The sequence below is a fragment of the Streptomyces sp. NPDC056738 genome (genome assembly GCF_042790435.1).
Classification (GTDB): Bacteria; Actinomycetota; Actinomycetes; order Streptomycetales; family Streptomycetaceae; genus Streptomyces.
In genome coordinates, this window is sequence record NZ_JBHTZF010000002.1 from 673,713 (window position 1) to 693,192 (window position 19,480).

19 protein-coding genes are annotated in these 19,480 nt (G+C 71.7%); 12 read left to right on the top strand and 7 right to left on the bottom strand.

The annotated features are described in order from the left end of the window. The first annotated feature begins 41 nt into the window (after positions 1–41). Entirely contained in the window at positions 42–299 is a 258-nt protein-coding gene (locus ACFRIC_RS06645; RefSeq protein WP_382780377.1) for an acyl carrier protein, read from the top strand. After that, positions 296–1,534, top strand: coding sequence for a beta-ketoacyl-[acyl-carrier-protein] synthase family protein (locus ACFRIC_RS06650; RefSeq protein WP_382780381.1), 1,239 nt, complete (start codon positions 296–298; stop codon positions 1,532–1,534). Before ACFRIC_RS06645 ends, ACFRIC_RS06650 begins: the two co-directional genes overlap by 4 nt. Before the next feature lie 74 nt (positions 1,535–1,608). Here ACFRIC_RS06650 and ACFRIC_RS06655 read toward each other — a convergent pair whose 3' ends face one another. The 4 genes from ACFRIC_RS06655 to ACFRIC_RS06670 all read right to left on the bottom strand — a co-directional run bounded on the left by ACFRIC_RS06655 (position 1,609) and on the right by ACFRIC_RS06670 (position 7,134). Further along, entirely contained in the window at positions 1,609–2,361 is a 753-nt protein-coding gene (locus ACFRIC_RS06655) for a BTAD domain-containing putative transcriptional regulator (protein ID WP_382780383.1), read from the bottom strand. 98 nt (positions 2,362–2,459) lie between these two features. Next, positions 2,460–4,151 (bottom strand): nitrite/sulfite reductase, encoded by a 1,692-nt coding sequence (locus tag ACFRIC_RS06660; RefSeq protein WP_382780845.1) that lies wholly within the window; start codon positions 4,149–4,151, stop codon positions 2,460–2,462. A 59-nt stretch (positions 4,152–4,210) separates the two neighbouring features. Next, complete coding sequence (locus ACFRIC_RS06665; protein ID WP_382780387.1) at positions 4,211–5,458, bottom strand: hypothetical protein; 1,248 nt, start codon at positions 5,456–5,458, stop codon at positions 4,211–4,213. Beyond that, positions 5,455–7,134 carry a hypothetical protein gene (locus ACFRIC_RS06670; RefSeq protein ID WP_382780390.1) on the bottom strand — a complete coding sequence of 560 codons (1,680 nt, stop codon included), beginning with the start codon at positions 7,132–7,134 and terminating at the stop codon, positions 5,455–5,457. The genes ACFRIC_RS06665 and ACFRIC_RS06670 overlap by 4 nt, the downstream gene beginning before the upstream one ends. A gap of 441 nt (positions 7,135–7,575) precedes the next feature. Between ACFRIC_RS06670 and ACFRIC_RS06675 the strand changes: the two genes are divergently transcribed. The 8 genes from ACFRIC_RS06675 to ACFRIC_RS06710 all read left to right on the top strand — a co-directional run bounded on the left by ACFRIC_RS06675 (position 7,576) and on the right by ACFRIC_RS06710 (position 14,443). Continuing rightward, a complete protein-coding gene (locus tag ACFRIC_RS06675; RefSeq protein WP_382780392.1) occupies positions 7,576–7,770 on the top strand; it encodes a hypothetical protein in 195 nt (64 codons plus the stop codon). Further along, on the top strand, positions 7,757–8,464 hold the full coding sequence (locus ACFRIC_RS06680) for a phosphoadenylyl-sulfate reductase (protein ID WP_382780395.1): 708 nt from the start codon (positions 7,757–7,759) through the stop codon (positions 8,462–8,464). The genes ACFRIC_RS06675 and ACFRIC_RS06680 overlap by 14 nt, the downstream gene beginning before the upstream one ends. 70 nt (positions 8,465–8,534) lie before the next feature. Then, positions 8,535–9,455 (top strand): sulfate adenylyltransferase subunit CysD, encoded by a 921-nt coding sequence (gene cysD / locus ACFRIC_RS06685; protein ID WP_382780399.1) that lies wholly within the window; start codon positions 8,535–8,537, stop codon positions 9,453–9,455. A gap of 2 nt (positions 9,456–9,457) precedes the next feature. After that, the gene (locus ACFRIC_RS06690) at positions 9,458–10,813 is read left to right on the top strand and encodes a sulfate adenylyltransferase subunit 1 (RefSeq protein WP_382780402.1); all 1,356 of its coding nucleotides are present in this window, start codon (positions 9,458–9,460) and stop codon (positions 10,811–10,813) included. Between the two features lie 15 nt (positions 10,814–10,828). Next, positions 10,829–11,944: an aliphatic sulfonate ABC transporter substrate-binding protein gene (locus ACFRIC_RS06695; RefSeq protein ID WP_382780405.1), complete on the top strand. Its 1,116-nt coding sequence runs from the start codon at positions 10,829–10,831 to the stop codon at positions 11,942–11,944. A 15-nt stretch (positions 11,945–11,959) separates the two neighbouring features. Further along, positions 11,960–12,754, top strand: coding sequence for an ABC transporter ATP-binding protein (locus ACFRIC_RS06700; protein ID WP_382780408.1), 795 nt, complete (start codon positions 11,960–11,962; stop codon positions 12,752–12,754). Beyond that, positions 12,741–13,628, top strand: a complete 888-nt coding sequence (locus ACFRIC_RS06705) for an ABC transporter permease (RefSeq protein WP_382780411.1) — start codon at positions 12,741–12,743, stop codon at positions 13,626–13,628. The genes ACFRIC_RS06700 and ACFRIC_RS06705 overlap by 14 nt, the downstream gene beginning before the upstream one ends. A gap of 5 nt (positions 13,629–13,633) precedes the next feature. Further along, positions 13,634–14,443 carry a sirohydrochlorin chelatase gene (locus tag ACFRIC_RS06710; RefSeq protein ID WP_382780414.1) on the top strand — a complete coding sequence of 270 codons (810 nt, stop codon included), beginning with the start codon at positions 13,634–13,636 and terminating at the stop codon, positions 14,441–14,443. 11 nt (positions 14,444–14,454) lie between these two features. On the opposite strand, the gene ACFRIC_RS06715 is transcribed toward ACFRIC_RS06710, so the two are convergent. After that, complete coding sequence (locus tag ACFRIC_RS06715; protein ID WP_382780418.1) at positions 14,455–15,249, bottom strand: BTAD domain-containing putative transcriptional regulator; 795 nt, start codon at positions 15,247–15,249, stop codon at positions 14,455–14,457. Positions 15,250–15,783: 534 nt separating this feature from the next. Further along, positions 15,784–16,974, bottom strand: coding sequence for an epoxide hydrolase family protein (locus ACFRIC_RS06720; protein ID WP_382780420.1), 1,191 nt, complete (start codon positions 16,972–16,974; stop codon positions 15,784–15,786). A 190-nt stretch (positions 16,975–17,164) separates the two neighbouring features. Here ACFRIC_RS06720 and ACFRIC_RS06725 point away from each other — a divergent pair, with 190 nt between their 5' ends. After that, complete coding sequence (locus tag ACFRIC_RS06725) at positions 17,165–18,568, top strand: FG-GAP-like repeat-containing protein (protein WP_382780423.1); 1,404 nt, start codon at positions 17,165–17,167, stop codon at positions 18,566–18,568. Positions 18,569–18,602: 34 nt separating this feature from the next. Here the strand turns inward: ACFRIC_RS06725 and ACFRIC_RS06730 are convergent, their stop codons facing one another. Beyond that, positions 18,603–18,980, bottom strand: coding sequence for a winged helix-turn-helix transcriptional regulator (locus tag ACFRIC_RS06730; RefSeq protein ID WP_382780425.1), 378 nt, complete (start codon positions 18,978–18,980; stop codon positions 18,603–18,605). Between the two features lie 107 nt (positions 18,981–19,087). On the opposite strand from ACFRIC_RS06730, the gene ACFRIC_RS06735 reads away from it, so the two are divergent. Continuing rightward, a complete protein-coding gene (locus tag ACFRIC_RS06735) occupies positions 19,088–19,453 on the top strand; it encodes a DoxX family protein (protein ID WP_382780428.1) in 366 nt (121 codons plus the stop codon). The last annotated feature ends 27 nt before the right edge of the window (positions 19,454–19,480 follow it).

The window sequence follows — 19,480 nt, forward strand, 5'->3', positions numbered from 1 at the left end:
ACGACGCGCACACCACGACGAACGACGAGGAGAGACATCCCATGAGTGACACCAGCGATCGACTGGTCGCCCTGCTGGTACGGGTCTGCGGCCTGGAGGCCGACGAGATCTCGCCCGACGTGAGCTTCCGCAAGCTCGAGGTGGACTCGCTCGCCCTGGTCGAACTCGGCCTGGCCGCCCAGCAGGAGTTCGGCGTCCCGGTCAAGGACGACGACCTGGAACTGGACGCCACCGTGGCCGACGCGACCCAGATGCTGGAGCGGAAGCTGGCCGAGGCGTCGGGAGTGGCGGGCCGATGAGGGAGCCCAGGCCCCCGTTCGCCGCCGCGGTCACCGGGATCGGCATGGTGACCGCGGCGGGCATCGGCACCGACGCCTCCTGGACCCGCATCCTGCGGGGCGAGACGACGGAAGCGAGCGAGGTGCCCGCGCTCGCGGGCACCCGTGCCTGCTTCGGCTGCCATGTGCCCGCCTTCGATCCCGCGAAAGCCATCGGCCGGCGCAAGGCGTTGCGCCTCGACCGCAGCAGCCAGCTCGCGCTGGCCGCCGCGGCCGAGGCACTGGCCGACTCGGGCCTGGACACCGCCACATGGGACGGCGCCCGGGTCGGTGTGGTCATCGGCAGCGGCATCGGGGGAGCGGCCACCTGGGAGAAGCAGCACCACGTGCTGCTCGACCAGGGCTTCGACCAGGTCTCCCCGATGCTGATCCCCATGCTGGCGGTCAACATGACGGCCGGCTACATCGCCATGGAGTGCGGGGCCAGGGGCCCCAACCTCGTGACCGCGACGGCCTGCGCCTCGGGCACCACCGCCATCGGCACGGCACGCGAACTGCTGCGTGCGGGAACCTGCGACGTCGTCATCACCGGAGGCACCGAAGCCTGTCTGATCCCCTCGATCGTCTCCGGGTTCAGCCAGATGGGCGCCCTCTCCGCCCGCCGCGACGCGCCGGCGAACGCCTCACGCCCCTTCGACGTGGACCGGGACGGATTCGTCCCCGCCGAGGGAGCGACCGTACTCGTGCTGGAGCGCCCCGAGCACGCCCGGGCGCGCGGCGGCTCGGTGCACGCGGTGATCAGCGGATACGGCGCCAGCGCCGACGCCCACCACGCCACGGCTCCCGACCCGGAGGGCCGCGGTGCCGAACTGGCGCTCCGCACGGCCCTGACGGACGCGGGAGTGGGCGCCGACGAGATCGACCACGTCAACGCCCACGGCACGTCCACGCCCCTCAACGACGTCACCGAGGCCCGGATGCTGCGCCGGGTGCTCGGCGACCGTCCCGCGGTCACGTCCGTGAAGGGCGTGGTGGGCCACTCCCTGGGGGCGGCCGGTGCCATCGAGGCCGCCGTCACCGCGCTCACCCTCGAACACCGGCTCGTGCCGCCCACCGCGAACCTGCAGAGCCTGGACCCCGAGGTCGAGATCGACGTCGTCTCCAAGGCTCCCCGCGACCTGACGGGCGAGCTGGCGGTGAGCACCTCGTTCGGGTTCGGCGGCCAGAACGCGGTGCTCGTCCTCGGGCGGGCCTGAGAGCGGGGCGCCCGCCCCGCCCGGCGGTCCGGTGGTCCGGCAGTCCGTCGGTCCATGGTCCACGGAATCGGAGGTCACGTCTGGGAGAGGATCTCGCGGAAGACCCTCCTGAGCTGGGGCGAGGGCTCGATGCCCAGTTCCCGCACCAGGCGTTGACGGGTACGGCTGTACACGTTGATCGCCTCGCCCTGACGGCCCGAGCGGCACAGCGCGGCCATGAGCTGACGGCAGAAGTGCTCGCGCAGCGGGTAGCGCATGTGAAGACGCTCGGCCTCGGGGATGACCGCCTGGTGCAGACCGAGGTCGAGCTGCGCGTCGATCTTGCGCTCGTGCGCGATCAGCCGGCTCTCCTCCAGGTGGGTGTAGGCCATGCGGCAGATCATCCCCTGACCCGTGTCGAACAGCGCGGGTCCCCGCCACAGGGCGAGCGCGCTGTTCAGGGTTCGGATGACCGCCCCGGGGTCCTCCTCGAGCAGCGGCGCCGCGGATTCCACGAGCGCGGTGAAGCGCAGGGCGTCGATGTGGTCGGCGGGAAGCTGGAGCCGGTATCCGGCGGGCGTGGTCTGCACGACCCCGCGCAGGTGTTCCCTGCCGATCCGGGTCACCAGAATGCGCCGCAGCCGCGCTATGTGCCCCTGCAGCGAGTTCACCGCGTCCCTGGGCGGCCTCTCCGCCCAGAGTTCGTCGATCAGTTCGTCCCGGGAGACGACTTTCCCGCCGGCCAGGGCGAGCGCCGCGACGATCGTGCGCAGTTTCTCGCCCGGAATACGAAAGCGGATCTCGTCCTCGTCGATGATTTCCAGCGGTCCCAGCAGTTCGATCCGCACGGCTCGTCCTTTCTCTGTGCAAGAGTTGGGATGGTTCAGGTGCGGTCCATCGCTTTGTTCGGAGTTCACCTCGGCCGGCCGCCGAGGTGAACACCCGGCTATTGCAGTTCGTCCTCCGTGGCGCGCACCGTCCATTCGGCGAACGTCTCGTCCGCGTCCTTCCGGCCCGCCAGGTAGGCGCGGGTCACGCGCTCGACGTAGTCGGGCAGTTCGGCCGCCGTGGTCTTCAGACCGCGCAGCTTCCTGCCGAAGCGGCCGTCCGCGCCCTCGCGCAGCGCGAGACCCCCGCCGAGGTGCACCTGGAATCCCTCGGTCTGGGTGCCGTCCGGCCCGGTGACGAGCTGCCCCTTGAGCCCGATGTCGGCGACCTGGGTCCGCGCGCACGCGTTGGGGCAGCCGTTGACGTTGACCTTGATGTCCAGCGCCTCACCGGCGAGCCGCCGTTCGAGCTCGCCGATCAGCGTGGCGGCGCGCTCCTTGGTCTCGACGATCGCCAGCTTGCAGTACTCGATACCGGTGCAGGCCATGGTGTCGCGCCGCCAGGAGGACGGCTCGGCCTCCAGACCGACGGCGCGCAGCGCCCCGACGAGCGAGGCGGGTTCGGCCACGTCGAGCACCACGATCTTCTGGTACGGGGTGAGCCGGACCCGCGCCGAGCCGTGGCCCTCGGCGAGGTCCGCGAGACGGGCCAGCGCTTCGCCGGAGAGCCGTCCGGCCACCGGGGCGGCACCCACGAAGTACCGTCCGTCGCGCTGCCGGTGGACCCCGATGTGGTCGAGCGGCGCGGCCGGCAGCACCGGGGGAGGGCCGTCGGGGAGCCGACGCTTCAGGTACTCGCCCTCCAGCACCTCGCGGAACCGCTCCACACCCCAGTCGGCCACCAGGTACTTCAGCCGGGCGCGGCCGCGCAGCCGCCGATAGCCGTAGTCCCGGAAGAGCCGGGTCACGGCCACCCAGACCTCGGGCACGTCGTCGAGCGCGACCCAGGCGCCCAGCCGCTCGGCGAGCCGCGGGGAGGTGGACAGGCCGCCGCCCACCCACGGGTCGAACCCCGGCCCGTGATCGGGGTGGACGCTGCCGAGGAACGCCAGATCGTTGATCTCGTACGGAATGTCGGGCAGCCAGCTCACCGCCGTCTTGTACTTGCGCGGCAGGTTGGACAGCGTGGGGTCGCCGATCCAGCGGGCGGTGATCTCCTCGATCGCCGGGGTGGCGTCCAGGAGTTCGTCCGCCGAGACCCCCGCGACCGGGCTGCCGACGACGACGCGCGGGCAGTCGCCGCACGCCTCCGTGGTCGACAGCCCCACCTCTTCGAGACGGCGCCAGATCTCGGGGACGTCCTCGATCCGCACCCAGTGGAACTGGATGTTCTGCCGGTCGGTGATGTCCGCGGTGCCCCGGGCCCAGCGGACCGAGATGTCCGCGACCGTACGGAGCTGACGCAGGTCCAGGCGCCCGCCGTCGATGCGGACGCGGAGCATGAAGTACTCGTCCTCCAGCTCCTCCGGCGCGAGAACGGCCGTGCGCCCCCCGTCGATGCCGGGGCGGCGCTGGGTGTACAGCCCCCACCAGCGCAGCCGGGAGCGCAGATCGTCCGGGTCGATGGAGGCGAAGCCGTGATGCGCGTAGACCTGCTCGACGCGTTCCCGCACCCGCAGCGGGTCCTCGTCCTTCTTGATCTCCTCGTTCGTGTTGAGGGGTTCGCGCCGCCCGAGGGCCCACTGGCCCTCGTCGCGCGGGCCCTCGCGCCTGGCCCGCGGTGCGGGCGACGCCGGCGCCGTGTCCGTCATGGTGTGCTGCCCTTCTCCGGCCTCGTGCCGGCCGCGGAGCGCGGGCCGGTCTCGGATCGTCATGGCTTGGGCTGTTGCAGCGGCCCCGATACGGCGGTGATCATTCCGCTGGTGAGCCAGTCCGCGCCCTCGTGCTCGTGGGCCGGCATGCCCGGGATGTACACCTCGGCCGCCGCGTACATCACGGCCGGGGCGAAGTCGCCGCCCAGCCGTTCCTGCCAGGCCTCGTATCCGGCGGCGCTCGGCACCTCGCCGGGGAAGCGTCTCGACAGCGCCGACAGATAGCGCTCGGCGGCGGGGCCCCGCGGGTCGTAGCGCAGTGGGATGATCTGGCCCGCGCTGGGACGGAGCACCGGTGGTGAGAGCAGCCAGGGCGCCAGGTAGGTGCCTTCCGCCTTGACGCGGCCCTTCTCGACCTCCTCGACCTGGGCCTGCGCGGCCGCCCAGCCGGTGACCACGATCAGCGGGGGCGCGCCCTCGCCGGGTGCCACCACGGTGACCTTCTCGCGGGCCGCGGCCGCGCGGACCACGGCCGCGGCGGCCCGGTCACGGGGCGAGCCGTCCGCGCGCAGGGCGACGGTCCGCGCCCCGCGCTTTGCCAGGAAGCGCACGGTGGACCGCAGCATGCCGGCGTCGGCGGCACGGAGCCGGTCGGCGGGGCAGGAGGACAAGGGCCGCTCGCCGCCCGCGAGCAGGGCGCCCAGAGCGGCGGACGCGCACTCGGGGCCGTCCGCGCCGCGCAGCGTGGCGGACACGGCGGACGCCTTGTCGCCGGTGTCGACGTCCAGCGAGGCCGGGGCGCCGTTGACCGAGAGGAACAGACGCTGGCCACCGGACTTGAGGGTGACGCCCACCCAGGTCCGCTCGGAACCGCCGTACCGCCGCCCGGCGGCGAGGCGAGCGGGGTCGGTGCCGGCGGACGCGGTGTCCGCGGCGATCCCGACGAGGTTGAACCCGGGCCGGTTCGGGACGACGAGGACCGGTACCCGCTGTGCCCCCGCCTCGGCGGTGCGCAGCAGGGGCGCACCGGGTGTGCCGACGGCCTCGGAACGGTCCGCGTCGTGCGACACCGTCATGCCCACCAGTACCGAGGTGATCACGATGACGGCGAAGGAGGCGAGCACGGTGCGCCTGCGGCGCAGCCGCCCGTACCGCAGTTGCAGCATGATCAGGCCGATCCCGCCCGCCAGGACGAGGGCGCCCAGCAGGACGCCGTACAACGGCCGGAAGTCCTGGGCGGCTTGGGCCAGGTGCCCGCGGCGGCCGGCGGCCGCCGCGGACAACTGGATCGAGAAGGTGTTGCTCACCGCAGCACGCCGTCGCTCACGACGAACAGCACACCGTGGGGCCGGGCGTCACCGGTGTCGCCGTGCGGCCACGACGTCCGGTTGAAGTTGACGCAGGGATCACCGGTGACCTCGTCACGGAACCGCTTGTCGAGGGAGATGCCCGCCGTCCCGCCCAGGTCGAACATGCACACCCGGTGGTCGCCGTCGCCGCCGAAGGCGCCGGCCAGGAAGTAGTTGGCGGTCGCGACCCGCTTGACCCGGGTGGCCTCGCGGTAGGTGCCGTCCTTCCCCTTGGTGAAGTTGTCCATCGCGCCCCAGTGCGGACCGCCGTCGGTCGTGTCCCGGATCGGGACGGTGCCGACCAGGCCGGGGCAGTCGCTCTCGGTGCCGCCCTTGTAGGCCTCGTCGAGGGTGTCGATGGAGCACCGCGGGTCGTCGCCCGACGCGAGCAGCTTCCGGATGTCCAGCACGTAGACCATGCCGGTCGTCCGGTCCAGCGGCTTCCCGTAGGGCTTCGACGCGCCCATCACCGTGTGGAACAGGTAGCGGTCGTCCGGACTGACCGCCAGCCAGCTCGAGTTGTCCCCGCCACCGGTCACCGAGCCGTCGGGGGCGAAGGTCTGGTACGGCGTCGTGTCGTCCAGCACCTCCTTCCACTTGGGCTTGGAGGAGGTGATGTCCGGCGTGTAGTAGACCGCGCCGCCGGTCATCGAGGAGACGAACGCGCCCTTGTGACCACGCCTGTTGGGCAGCGCCGTCTCCATGAGCACCCGGGACTCGCCGAAGATCGGATCCGACTCCTGGGCGGCCCTGGGGCCGTCCGCCATCCTGGACACGGACTTCATCTTCGGGTTGGCCCGGTCGGTGATGTCCCAGACGCGGACCGTCTGCCGGGCGAGGTCCTCGCGCAGTTCGACCTCGGGAGTCACGAAGTTGCGTGCCTCGACGAAGTCACTGGCGACCATGATGTTCATGTCCTCGCGGACCGCTATGCCGTGCGGGTTGGCGCAGCTCGCCTCCGTCAGCACCGGTACGTTGCCGCACTGGACCGGATCCTCGCCGCCCTTGACGGCCGCGGGGATCTCGGAGACGGTCTGCCCGTCCTTGCCGAAGTAGACGATCTCGCCGGGCGAGCCGGCCGCGCCGTTGCCCTCACGCACCTCACCGTTGGTGTACGTGCACGGCCCCGTGACGTTGGGACCGCCCATGTACGTGCCGTACGCGGTGCCGTCGCGCAGCACCTGGTAGGCGTCCGGCAGCGTGCCGCACGGGGTGTCCGTGGGGACGTTCACGCCGACGAGCTTGACGGCCGGCAGGGCCTTCGTGTCGAACACGAACGTCGTGTCGGTGAGGATGCCGCCCGCGAACAGCCGGGCGCCCTTGTGCCACAGATACTGCATGTGGTGCGGCTCGTTGCCCTTGCCCGGCCCCATCGTCACCGTGTTGACGACATCCCCGTAGTGCGGGGAGTCGGGCGTCGCGTCGATGACGGTGAGGAAGTCGGGCGTCGTGTGGTCCGCCGGCCCCGCCCAGGCGAGCAGCCACTCACGCCCGTGACCGCCCGCCTGGGGGAGCAGGTGGTTGGTGGCGGTGTAGGTGGTTCCGTTGGACGCCTTGAACTCGGAGGTCCACGCCTTGGCGGACTCCGGCGATGCCTGACCGGCTCCGCTGAGCAGGGCGGTGGTCAGTCCCAAGGTCAGGAGCACCACGGACGAACGCCGTGGGAACCCTGTTCTTCGGAGCCTGGATAGTCTCATCGTGCAAATGCCCCTCTTCTGGAACTTGCGGTTCGGGTCCCCCGGTCGCAGGCATGCGCAATGGCCCCGGACCGAGGGGCTCTGGGCAAGAGATTTCTCCGGATCGTCAAGGTCGCTGCCCGTGGTCCCGCAGCGGACCGCGAAATCCATTCGCGACTATCTCAAACACCGCTGACCGGGCGCTGACACGGCGCTTGCGAGACCGGATTCCGGAACGTATCAGCGCCGTGTCAGTGGACTGTACGCGGCCGTTGCTAGGGTGACCGCCACTGCCGAACTCCGGAAAAGGAAATTGCTCTCCGGGCCTTTTCACCGTCACCCGAAGAACCTTTTGCCAAAGTCTCCTTTTGCCACAGCACTTCCGGACAGGAGAAACAGATGAGTGAACGCGAGGTGCTCCACCCCTGCCCGTACTGCGAGTACAAAGGGCTCTTCCGGGCCGGTGAGGGGCCCGACACCTGGAAGTGCGGCGCCTGCGAGCGCGCTTTCAGTTTCTCGTTCCTCCGGCTGCTCGGTCTCGTGGCGCTGGGCGTCGGCGGCGTCGGCCGGGGAGCCGCACATGAAGGGCTCTGACACGGGCCGGTCCACCGGGCTCCGGCTGCTCGCCACGAAGGCGGAGCGCGAGCTGGAGGACGCCTCGGCCCTCGAGATCCTGCGCTGGGCCGCGGACACCTTCGGCGCGAGGTTCTGCGTGACCTCGTCCATGGAGGACGCGGTGGTCGCTCATCTCGCCTCGCGTGCCCGGCCGGGTGTGGACGTGGTGTTCCTCGACACCGGCTACCACTTCCCGGAGACGATCGGCACGCGGGACGCGGTCGAGGCCGTGATGGACGTCAACGTCATCACCCTGACCCCGCGTCAGAGCGTCGCGGAGCAGGACGCCGAGTACGGGCCGCGCCTGCACGACCGCGACCCGGACCTGTGCTGCAAGCTCCGCAAGGTCCAGCCGCTGGAGGAGGGCCTGACCGGGTACGACGCCTGGGCGACCGGGCTGCGCCGTGACGACTCCCCGTCCCGGGCGAACACCCCGGTCGTGGGATGGGACGAGAAGCGCCGCAAGGTGAAGGTGTCACCGATCGCCCGCTGGACGCGGGCGGATGTCGACGCCTATGTCACCGAACACGGGGTTCTCACCAACCCGTTGCTCATGGACGGGTACGCCTCCGTCGGCTGCGCCCCGTGCACCCGCCGGGTGCTGGAGGGCGAGGACGCCCGCGCCGGCCGCTGGGCGGGCCGCGCGAAGACCGAGTGCGGACTGCACGAATGACGGCCACGATTCCTCGGGAGCAGCCGGTGACGAGTGAAACCACGGTCAGGCTCACGGAACGGGGGCCGGTGTGAGCGCGCCCGTCACGGAAGTGACCCTGTTCCTCTCCCACTTGGACGCGCTGGAGTCGGAGGCCGTGCACATCTTTCGTGAGGTGGCGGGTGAGTTCGAGCGGCCGGTGATCCTGTTCTCCGGTGGCAAGGACTCCATCGTCATGCTGCATCTGGCGCTGAAGGCGTTCGCGCCGGCGGCGGTGCCCTTCACGCTGCTGCACGTGGACACCGGGCACAACTTCCCCGAGGTCCTGGACTACCGGGACCGGACGGTGGCCCGGCACGGGCTGCGGCTGCACGTGGCCTCGGTGCAGGACTACATCGACCGCGGTGTGCTGCGCGAGCGCCCGGACGGCACCCGCAACCCGCTCCAGACGCTGCCGCTGACGGAGAAGATCCAGGCGGAGCGCTTCGACGCGGTGTTCGGCGGCGGACGCCGTGACGAGGAGAAGGCCCGGGCCAAGGAGCGGGTGTTCTCGCTGCGCGACGAGTTCTCGCAGTGGGACCCGCGCCGTCAGCGCCCGGAGCTGTGGAACCTGTACAACGGCCGGCACGCTCCCGGTGAGCACGTGCGGGTGTTCCCGCTGTCCAACTGGACCGAGCTGGACGTGTGGCAGTACATCGCCCGCGAGGGCATCGAGCTGCCCGAGATCTACTTCGCCCACGAACGCGAGGTCTTCCAGCGGTCGAACATGTGGCTGACCGCCGGCGACTGGGGCGGGCCCAGAGGCGGCGAGCGGGTGGAGAAGCGGCGGATCCGGTACCGGACCGTCGGAGACATGTCCTGCACAGGCGCCGTCGACTCGGACGCGGTGACCCTGGAGCAGGTGATCTCCGAGATCGCCGCGTCCCGGCTCACCGAGCGCGGCGCGACCCGCGCCGACGACAAGATGTCCGAGGCCGCGATGGAAGACCGCAAGCGCGAGGGGTACTTCTAGACATGACCGGTACCACCGAAGCCGTGGCCGCGGTCGGCACCCTGCGTCTGGCGACAGCCGGTTCGGTCGACGACGGCAAGTCCACCCTGGTCGGACGGCTGCTGCACGACTCGAAGTCGATCCTGACCGACCAGTTGGAGGCCGTCGAGCACGCCTCCCGCAACCGCGGCCAGGACACCCCCGACCTCGCGCTGCTCACCGACGGCCTGAGGGCCGAGCGCGAGCAGGGCATCACCATCGACGTCGCCTACCGCTACTTCGCCACCGCCCGGCGCCGCTTCATCCTCGCCGACACCCCCGGCCATGTGCAGTACACCCGCAACATGGTCACCGGCGCCTCCACCGCCGACCTCGCCGTCGTCCTCGTCGACGCCCGCAACGGCGTCATCGAGCAGACCCGCCGGCACGCCGCCGTCGCCGCCCTGCTGCGCGTCCCGCACGTGGTCCTCGCCGTCAACAAGATGGACCTCGTCGGCTACCAGGAGTCCGTGTTCGCCGCGATCGCCGAGGAGTTCACCGCGTACCTCTCGGAACTCGGCGTCCCCGGCCGGGGGTCCGGGGGCCACCCCCGGGAGAACGGGTGCACCGCGATCCCGATCTCGGCGCTCGCCGGTGACAACGTGGTGGAACCCTCCGCGAACATGGACTGGTACGGCGGCCCCACCGTCCTGGAACACCTGGAGACCGTGCCGGTCACCCACGACCTGGCGCACTGCCACGCCCGGCTGCCCGTCCAGTACGTGATCCGCCCCCAGACCGCCGAACACCCCGACTACCGCGGCTACGCCGGCCAGATCGCCGCAGGCACCTTCCGCGTCGGCGAACAGGTGACCGTCCTGCCCTCCGGCCGCACCACCACGATCTCCGGCATCGACCTGCTCGGCAAACCCGTCGACGCCGCCTGGACCACCCAGTCCGTGACCGTCCTGCTCACCGACGACATCGACGTCTCCCGCGGCGACCTGCTCGTGCCGAGCAAGGACGCCCCCGCCACCACCCAGGACGTCGAGGCCACCGTCTGCCACGTCGCCGACGCACCCCTCACCGTCGGCCACCGCGTGCTCCTCAAGCACGGCACCCGCACGGTCAAGGCCATCGTCAAGGACATCCCCTCCCGCCTCACCCTCGACGACCTCTCGCTGCACCCGCACCCGGGCCGGCTGGTCGCCAACGACATCGGCCGCGTCAAGATCCGCACCGCCGAACCCCTCCCCGTCGACTCCTACGCCGACTCCCGCCGCACCGGCGCCTTCATCCTCATCGACCCCGCCGACGGCACCACCCTCACCGCGGGCATGGCGGGACCCGACCCCACCACCCGTCCGCACCGACCTCCGACGCGCCCCACCGGCCCGTGAGGAAAGGGAGTCGCCGTGCCAGCCCCTCTCACCATCCGCTCCGGCCGACGACGCGCCGTCGTCGTGCTGTCGGCCCTCTGCGTACTCGCCGCCGCGGGCTGCGGCTACGGATCCCAGGCCGAGGACACGGGCCGGCCGGCCGTCCTCGCGACCGGCGCGAAGACCGGCGGAGTGGACCGGATACGGATCGGATACTTCCCCAACGTCACCCATGCCACCGCCCTGGTCGGCCTGCAGGAAGGCTTCTTCCAGGAGGAGTTGGGCGGGACGAGGATCCGCACCCAGGCGTTCAACGCCGGACCGGCCGAGATCGAGGCGCTGAACGGCGGCGCGATCGACGTCGGCTGGATCGGGCCCTCGCCCGCCGTCAACGGCTACACGAAGTCCGACGGGACCAACCTGCGCATCATCTCGGGCTCCGCCTCGGGCGGTGTCTCCCTGGTGGTGAACCCCAAGAAGGTCGGCTCTCCGGCCGCGCTCAAGGGCAGGACGATCGCCTCGCCCCAGCTCGGCAACACCCAGGACGTCGCCCTTCTCCACTACCTGGCACGACAGGGCTACCAGGTCGACGCCAGGAGCGGCCGGGGCGACGTGAAGGTCCAGCGCGTCGACAACAAGGAGATCCCCACCCTCTTCGAACGCGGCGACCTCGACGGGGCATGGGTGCCCGAGCCCGTCGCCGCCCGGCTCGTCGCGGCCGGCGGCAAGGTCCTCGTGGACGAGAAGTCGCTCTGGAAAGACGGGCAGTTCGTCATCACGAACATGATCGTGTCCCAGCGGTTCCTCAAGGAGCACCCCGACGTCGTCGAGGCACTGCTGCGCGGCTCGGTGCGCACCAACGCCTGGATCAACGCCCATCCCCGGCAGGCGAAGGCCGCCGTCGACCGGAAACTGAAGGCCGACTCCGGCACACGACTGCCGCCGAAGGTGCTGGACATGGCCTTCGACCACGTCCGGATCCTCGACGATCCGCTCGCCGCGACCCTGCGCGACGAAGCGGCCCACGCGGTCGCGGCGGGGCTGCTCCAGGACCCGCTGCTCGACCGCATCTACGACCTCCGGCCTCTCAACAAGGTCCTCCAGGCCGCGGGACGGCCCGCGGTCGACGACGCCGGCCTCGGCGCCGGCTGACCGGAAGGCGACGCAATGGCCACCCACCTCGACCGACGGGCCCCCGAGTCCGCCCGTGACACGCCGCCGCCCGCCGCGCGCATCGACCATGTGTCGAAGACGTTCGGGCGGCCCGCGGGCCAGTCCGTGCTGGACGACATCACCCTGGACGTGGGGACCGGCGAGTTCGTCACCCTGCTGGGCGCCTCCGGGTGCGGCAAGTCGACGCTGCTCAACCTCGTCGCGGGGCTCGACGAGCCGACCCTCGGGACGATCGACGTGCCCGGGGGCCGCCCGGCCCTGATGTTCCAGGAACACGCCCTCTTCCCCTGGCTGACCGCGGGAAGGAACATCGAACTCGCCCTGCGCATGCGGGGGATGACCAGGGCGGAGCGGCGCCCCGAGGCGGAGCGGCTGCTCGAACTCGTCCGGCTCAAGGGCGCGTACGGCAAGCGGGTGCACGAGCTGTCCGGCGGTATGCGCCAGCGCGTGGCGCTCGCCCGCGCGCTCGCCCAGGACAGCAGGCTGCTCCTCATGGACGAGCCGTTCGCGGCACTCGACGCGATCACCCGGGACGTGCTCCACGACGAACTGACGCGCATCTGGGCGGAGACGGGGCTGTCGGTCCTGTTCGTCACCCACAACGTCCGCGAGGCCGTACGGCTCGCCCAGCGCGTGGTCCTGCTCACCTCCCGCCCCGGGCGCATCGCCCGCGAGTGGACGGTGGACATCCCGCAGCCACGGCGCATCGAGGACGCCGCGGTCGCCGAACTCTCCGTGGAGATCACCGAGGAACTGCGAGGGGAGATCCGCCGCCATGGCAGACAGTGACACCGAGGACGGGAGCGACCTGGCAGGACTCGAAGCGGGACTCGACGCGCTGGAGAGACCGGCCGCCGCCTCCCGTACGCCCGTCGCGGGCCGGATCCTGGCGATCGTGCTGCCTCCGCTGTGCACCGTCGTCCTGGTCGTCGGCGCGTGGCAGCTCGCCGCGGCCATGGACCTGAAGCCCGATCACGTCCTGCCCGGACCGCTCGACGTGGCCCGGTCCATCCGGCGGATGTGGCTGGAGGGCACGCTTTTCGGCTATGTGTGGACCAGCGTCTCCCGTGGCGCGTTCGGCTTCTGCCTGTCGATCGTCATCGGGACACCGCTGGGCCTCGCCGTCGCGCGGATCCGACTGGTCCGGGCGGCGATCGGGCCGATCCTGTCCGGGCTCCAGTCGCTGCCGTCGGTGGCCTGGGTGCCCGCGGCGATGATCTGGTTCGGGCTCACCGACGCGACCGTGTACGCGGTCGTCCTGCTCGGCGCGGTGCCCTCCATCGCCAACGGCCTGGTCGCGGGCGTCGACCAGACCCCGCCGCTGTACCTGCGCGCGGGCCGGGTCGTCGGTGCCACCGGGGCGGCCTCGGTCCGGCATGTGCTGCTGCCCGCCGCGCTCCCCGGCTTCCTCGCCGGGCTCAAGCAGGGCTGGGCGTTCGCCTGGCGCTCCTTGATGGCCGCGGAACTCATCGCCAGCTCACCCGATCTCGGGACCGGGCTCGGCCAGTTGCTGGAGAACTACCGCACCTACAGCGACATGTCGGGAGTCCTCGCCACGATCATCCTGATCCTGCTCGTCGGGATCGGCATCGACGTGCTGGTCTTCTCGCCCCTGGAACGGCGCGTCCTGCGCAGCCGCGGCCTGGTCGAGCGGGCGGGGTGATCCGGGTGCCGCCCGTGCTGCTCGCCGTCGCGCACGGCAGTCGCGATCCCCGGCACGCCGGGACACTGCGCGCGCTGGTACGACGCGTGCGGGCCCGGCGGCCGGAACTGCGGGTGGAGATCGGGTTCCTGGACTTCACCGGCCCCTCGGTGCCCGAGGTGCTGGCGGAGCTCGCGGCGGACGTACGGCGTGCGGGGCGGCCACGGCACGGGGAGACGGTCGCCGAGGTCGTCGCCGTACCGCTGCTGCTGAGCCGTGCCGTGCACGCCAGGACGGACGTCCCGGCGCTGCTGCGTCTCGCGCCGCCGGAACTGCGGATCGAGCCGGCCGCCGTCCTCGGACCCGCGCCACCGCTGGCGCGGGCCCTCGAACGACGGCTGTACGAGGCCGGGCTGACGCCCGGCGACAAGTCCTCGACCGGGGTCGTGCTGGCCTCGGCGGGAACCTCCGATCCGGAGGCGAACGCGGTGATCGCAGCCATCGCGCGGGAGTGGCGGCACACCGGTTGGTGCGCCGTGCGGCCCGCGTTCGCCTCCTTGCCCGCCGATGCGGCGCCCTCCGACGGCGTCCCCGGTCCGGCCGCTGCCGGTACGGCGTGGGCCGTTCGCCGGCTGCGTGCCTCGGGCTGTGCCCGCGTGGCCGTGGCCCCGTACGTCCTCGCGCCCGGATTCCTGGCCGACCGCATCGCGCGGGGCGCCGCACGGGCCGACGTCGTCGCGCCCGTGCTCGGCGACGCCCCCGAGGTGGTGGACGTCGTGCTCCACCGTTTCGATCAGGCCCGCACACGCCTGCGCGCCACGGCGACAGTGCCGTGACGCGGTGTGGCTCACATCCCCATCCGGCCGCCCTGTCCCACGGGCTCGCGCAGCAGCTCGGGGTCGTGGGTGAGGATGGCCTTCTCGTACCGGCGCAGCGCCGGCGTGGGCTCGACGCCCAGGTCGTCGACCAGGGTGCGCCGGCACTTGCGGTAGACGTCGAGCGCGTCGCGCTGGCGCCCGCAGCGGTAGAGCGCGCCCATGAGGAGCATGCAGAGCTTCTCGTTGGTGAGGTTCTGCTCGTACGCCTCGGCGAGTTCCGGAAGGATCCGGTCGGGCGGGCCGGTCCTCAGCTCCAGCTCGAAGAGCAGGGTGAGCGCCGCGTTCCTGGCCTCCACGTACCGGGCCGCGACGGCCTGGCACAGCGGTCCGACGCGAAGGCCCCCGAACACCGGGCCGCTCCAGAAGGAGAGCGCCCGGCGCAGTTCACGGATGTCCTGGGCCGGGTCTGCCGACGTCCCGTCCGCGACGCCGCGCCGGACACGGTCGACGGTGTCCATGAACACATGGGCGTCGAGTTCGTGCCTGCCCACCGAGAACAGATAGCCCGAGGGCGTCGTGATCACCCGTGATCCTGGCCGTTCGGGTTCGAGGAGCGCCAGGCTCCTGCGGATCCGGCTCACTTGTGCCTGGAGCGCGTTCTGCACCTTGGACGGCGGTTCGCCGCCCCACAGTTCGAGAATGAGCGAGTCGACGGTGACGAGTTCTCCCCTGGAGACGAGAAGCGCCGCGAGCAGGAGTTGCTGCATGGCGCCGGCGAGCTGGAACACCCGGTCACGGGCCCGTACTTCGACATGGCCTAGCACGGAGAAAAACAACACGGAATGCCCCTCGCCACGAAAAAACCGTTGTCTGCGACCTGCCCGCAGATCAAAGGACGGACATACCTGTGTCGGGCGTCCGGGAATTCTCCCGAAATGGAACGGGCCGGAAAAGGTCCGGCAGCCTCGATCACTGTTACCACGAATCCCCCGTTTGAGCAGTGACGTTCGATTGCCACGGCAAGGGGCCGGATCGACCCGGATTGCGAGACGTGCAGATCAACCGACCTCAAACCGAACTTCAGAACGATGATATTTAGCCACTGTTTGGCACGTCAACGGAGTAGGGGAACTTGGCGAGTTATGGCACCCCGCGTCCTCCGATTGTGAGGGTCGGCGGGTTCCCGCGCGTATTGAATCCGCAGGGTTCTTCCTCCCGGAGCCGCGAGGTCCGTCCCGGCGTGGGCGAGCGCCGACAGAATGGTGAACAATGCCAAGTCGTTGAATAGGTGAGTAATCCCGCGGGCGAGGCGGTCCGTGCGAGCGGGCCGCCTCGCCGGGCGGGGTGGGGCCGGTTCGTCAGGTGGACCGCGGCCGGCCCTCGGCCGCGGCCCGGTAAGGGCGGAAGAACGCGCGCAGTTCCTCCGCGTAGAGCTCGGGTTCCTCGAACGGGGCGAAATGCCCGCCGCGGTCCGGCTCGGTGAGGCGTGCGAGACGCGTCGTGCGCTCCAGCCACGACTTCGGCGGACGCACCAGGTCGCCGGGGAACAGCGAGAAGCCGGAGGGCACCTCGACCCGGCGGGCCAGTTGGGCGGGCGGGATCGCCGCGTTGGCCCGGTACATGCGCATCGAGGAGCCGATCGTCTCCGTGAGCCAGTACAGGGTCACGTTCGTGAGGATCTCGTCCTTGGTGAAGGAGCGCTCGACGTCACCGTCGCAGTCGCTCCAGGCCCGCAGCTTCTCGACGATCCAGGCGGCGAGCGCGGCCGGTGAGTCGCTGAGCCCCACGGCGGCCGTCTGGGGCTTCGTGCGGTGCATCGCGGCGTACGCGCCCTCCCCGGCGCCCCAGGCCGCCGCCTCCTTCATCCAGGCGCGCTCCTCGGGCGTGAGCAGCGCCGGGTCTCCGGCGAACACGGGCAGACCACCGTCCATGCGGTGGACCGCCACGACGCGGTCGGGATGATCGAGCGCCAGGTAACGGCTCACATGGCTGCCGATGTCGCCGCCGGCCGCGCCGAAACGCCCGTACCCGAGGACGTCCATGAGCTCGGCCCACAGACCGGCGACGGCGATCGAGTCCAGGGGCGGACCGGTCGGCCGGTCGGAGTGTCCGTAGCCGGGCATGTCGGGCACGATCACGTCGAAGGCGTCCGCCGGATCGCCGCCGTACGCGCCGGGATCGGTGAGCAGCGGGATCACCTTCGTGTACCGCCAGAACGAGTCCGGCCAGCCGTGGCTGAGCACCAGCGGCAGCACCGGCCCGGCCGGTGCGACGGCCCGGGCGTGCACGAAGTGGATCCCGAGCCCGCCGAGCCGGACACGGAAGCGGGGGAGCCGGGCCAGCTCCGCCTCCCGCGCCGGCCAGTCGAACCCGTCGGCCCAGTACGCGACGAGCTCGCGCAGGTATCCGAGGTCCGTCCCCAGCGACCACCCGGCGTCCTCGGGGGCGTCCGGCCAGCGTGTCGCGCGCAGCCGCCGCCGGAGGTCGTCGAGCGCGGCCGGACCGGTCCGCGCGGTGAACGGCTCGGGGCGAGGCGGGAGATCGGGCATGGACCGCATCCTAGGGAGCACGCCCGGCGCTGCGCGGACGCCGCGGCCGTGCGCCCCACCGGACGGTCGCATCGCGGTGAATCGGGAGTGAAGGCACGGCGTACAACCTTCGGTGCCGGGTGCGGGTCTTGTCGGGCACCGGACGTCGGGACGCCCGGCGCGTGATCACCGTCCTCCTAAGGGGTATGCCTTGTCCTCGCGAAAGCTCCGCCTGTCCGTGGCCGCCGCGGCGGCCGTCGCCCTGTCCGCCACGGGCGCCGCCCCCGTCGTGGCCTCCCCCGACAACGCCTCGGCGAGCGCCGGCACCGCCGCCGTTCCGGGGTCGGTACGGGCCGACTTCGACGGCGACGGATACCTCGACGTGGCGATCGGCGCCCCCGGCGGCACCGTCAACGGCCGCGCCGGGGCGGGATACTTCACGGTCGTCTACGGCATGGGCCAGGGCCCCGACGGCGTCAAGCGCCAGGTGATCAGCCAGAACCGCTACGGAATCCCCGGCACGGCGGAGGCGGGCGACCGCTTCGGCAGCGACCTGACCGCCGCGGACCTCGACGGCGACGGCTACACCGACCTGGTCGTCGGATCCCCGGGCGAGGACGTCGGCAGTGCCCGGGACGTCGGACGGCAGACCGTGCTCTGGGGGAGCGTGGGCGGGCTCATCACCGCGGCCGTCGCCGGCGAGGGCAGGGCGGCGACCAGGGCCGGTGACTTCGACGGGGACGGCCACCTGGACCTCGCGACGGCGTACGAGACGCGGTACGGGCCCATCAGCCGTGCCGGCGTCCCGGCCCGCACCGGCCCGCTGGTCGACACGGACCTCCGTATCGGCGTGATGGCGGCGGGCGACGTGGACGGCGACGGCCGGACCGACCTCGTCGTCAGCGGCGGTTCGTGGGACTCGGACGGCGGGACGGTCCCGCCGCTCCACCTGCGACTGCTGCGGGGCACGAAGGACGGTCTCGTGGCGGGCCCGCTCATCGCGGCCGCCGACACCGTGTCCGCGGACAGCGTCGCCCTCGGCGACGTCGACAACGACGGCCGCCTGGACGTCGTCTTCGGCCGCAGCACCGCCCCGGGCGGCGGACTCGTGGGCGTCGTACGGGGCACGGAGGGCGGTTTCGCGGCGCGGGCCACCCTGATCGGCCAGAACACGCCGGGCGTGCCCGGCACGGGGGAGAGCGGCGACCGTTTCGGTACCGACGTCTCCGTCGGCGACGTCACCGGTGACGGATACGCCGACGTCGTCGCCGGGGTGCCGGGCGAGGACCACGCCGGACGGACCGACGCCGGCACCTTCGCCGTCCTGCGCGGTAGCCGCACAGGGCTGTCCGGCGCCGCGGTCCAGGTCTTCAGCCAGAACACGGCCGGGGTGCCCGGCACGGCCGAGAACGGCGACGCGTTCGGCGGCGGCACCGCCGTCGTCGGCGGGTACGTCGTCGTGTCCGCGCCGAAGGAGAACGGCGGTTCCGGGAGCGTCTGGGTCTTCCCGGGCACCGCCGCGGGCATCACGGCGACCGGATCGGTGAGTTACGGACCGCACACCCTCGCCGCGCCCGAGCCCGGCGCGCACCTGGGCGCCGCCTTCCAGCGCTGAACCCGGCGGCGACACCCCCTGACCCCCACCGGCGTCACCCCGCCCGGTCCTCGTAAGCGGCCCTGCTGGCCTCGATGTCCGCGATGTGCTCCATCGCCCAGCCGGCCAGCGCGAGGGCGGGCGGAATGAGGCTCTCCCCGGTGGGGGTCAGCGCGTACTCGACGCGGGGCGGGACCTCCGCGTACGCCGTCCTCGACACCAGGCCGTCGCGCTCCAGGTTCCGCAGGGTCAGCGTCAGCATCCGCTGCGAGATGCCGGGGATCTGCCGCTGCAGGTCCGTGAAGCGCAGCCGGCCCTGGTCGAGGGTCGTCACGATCAGCAGGGTCCACTTGTCGCAGATCCGGTCGAGGACGGCGCGGATCGTCCGGCCGCCGTCGCCGCGGATCATGCAGGTGTGCTCGTACTGCGACACGACAACTCCCTGTGGGTAGCGCACATCCATGTGCCTTTTGCAGGCCCCCCGACAGTGACTCATCATGGGGCAACTTACGCCTGGTAACCATTGTGCGAGGGGCCGCCATGAACATCGCCTACTGGATCGTCGCAGCGCTGCTGGCGGCCTTCTACGTCTACGCCGGAGGCATCAAGATCCTGCGGAGCCAGGAGCGGTTGCGGCCCATGATGGGCTGGGTCGACACCATACCGATGCCGGTGGTCAGGCTCATCGGGACGCTGGAGGTCCTCGGCGCGGCGGGCCTGATCCTGCCGCCGCTCACCGGGATCGCGCCCTGGCTCGCCGTCGCCGCCGCGACGGGGCTCGTCCTGATCCAGGTCGGCGGCATCACCGTCCACGTCTCGCGCGGCGAGGCACGGATGACCGGACTCAACTTCGCTCTGCTGGCCGCCGCCGCGGCGGCCGTCTGGCTCGGGACCACCTGGCTCTGAGGTCCGCGGTGAACGGCGGGCCGGAGC

Excerpts from the sequence above, each read along its gene's own strand:
- ACFRIC_RS06720 (WP_382780420.1), bottom strand. The coding sequence starts at position 16,974 with ATGCCCGATCTCCCGCCTCGCCCCGAGCCGTTCACCGCGCGGACCGGT.
- ACFRIC_RS06645 (WP_382780377.1), top strand. The coding sequence starts at position 42 with ATGAGTGACACCAGCGATCGACTGGTCGCCCTGCTGGTACGGGTCTGC.
- ACFRIC_RS06700 (WP_382780408.1), top strand. The coding sequence starts at position 11,960 with ATGGCCACCCACCTCGACCGACGGGCCCCCGAGTCCGCCCGTGACACG.
- ACFRIC_RS06690 (WP_382780402.1), top strand. The coding sequence starts at position 9,458 with ATGACCGGTACCACCGAAGCCGTGGCCGCGGTCGGCACCCTGCGTCTG.
- ACFRIC_RS06650 (WP_382780381.1), top strand. The coding sequence starts at position 296 with ATGAGGGAGCCCAGGCCCCCGTTCGCCGCCGCGGTCACCGGGATCGGC.
- ACFRIC_RS06675 (WP_382780392.1), top strand. The coding sequence starts at position 7,576 with ATGAGTGAACGCGAGGTGCTCCACCCCTGCCCGTACTGCGAGTACAAA.
- ACFRIC_RS06660 (WP_382780845.1), bottom strand. The coding sequence starts at position 4,151 with ATGACGGACACGGCGCCGGCGTCGCCCGCACCGCGGGCCAGGCGCGAG.
- ACFRIC_RS06705 (WP_382780411.1), top strand. The coding sequence starts at position 12,741 with ATGGCAGACAGTGACACCGAGGACGGGAGCGACCTGGCAGGACTCGAA.
- ACFRIC_RS06680 (WP_382780395.1), top strand. The coding sequence starts at position 7,757 with ATGAAGGGCTCTGACACGGGCCGGTCCACCGGGCTCCGGCTGCTCGCC.
- ACFRIC_RS06735 (WP_382780428.1), top strand. The coding sequence starts at position 19,088 with ATGAACATCGCCTACTGGATCGTCGCAGCGCTGCTGGCGGCCTTCTAC.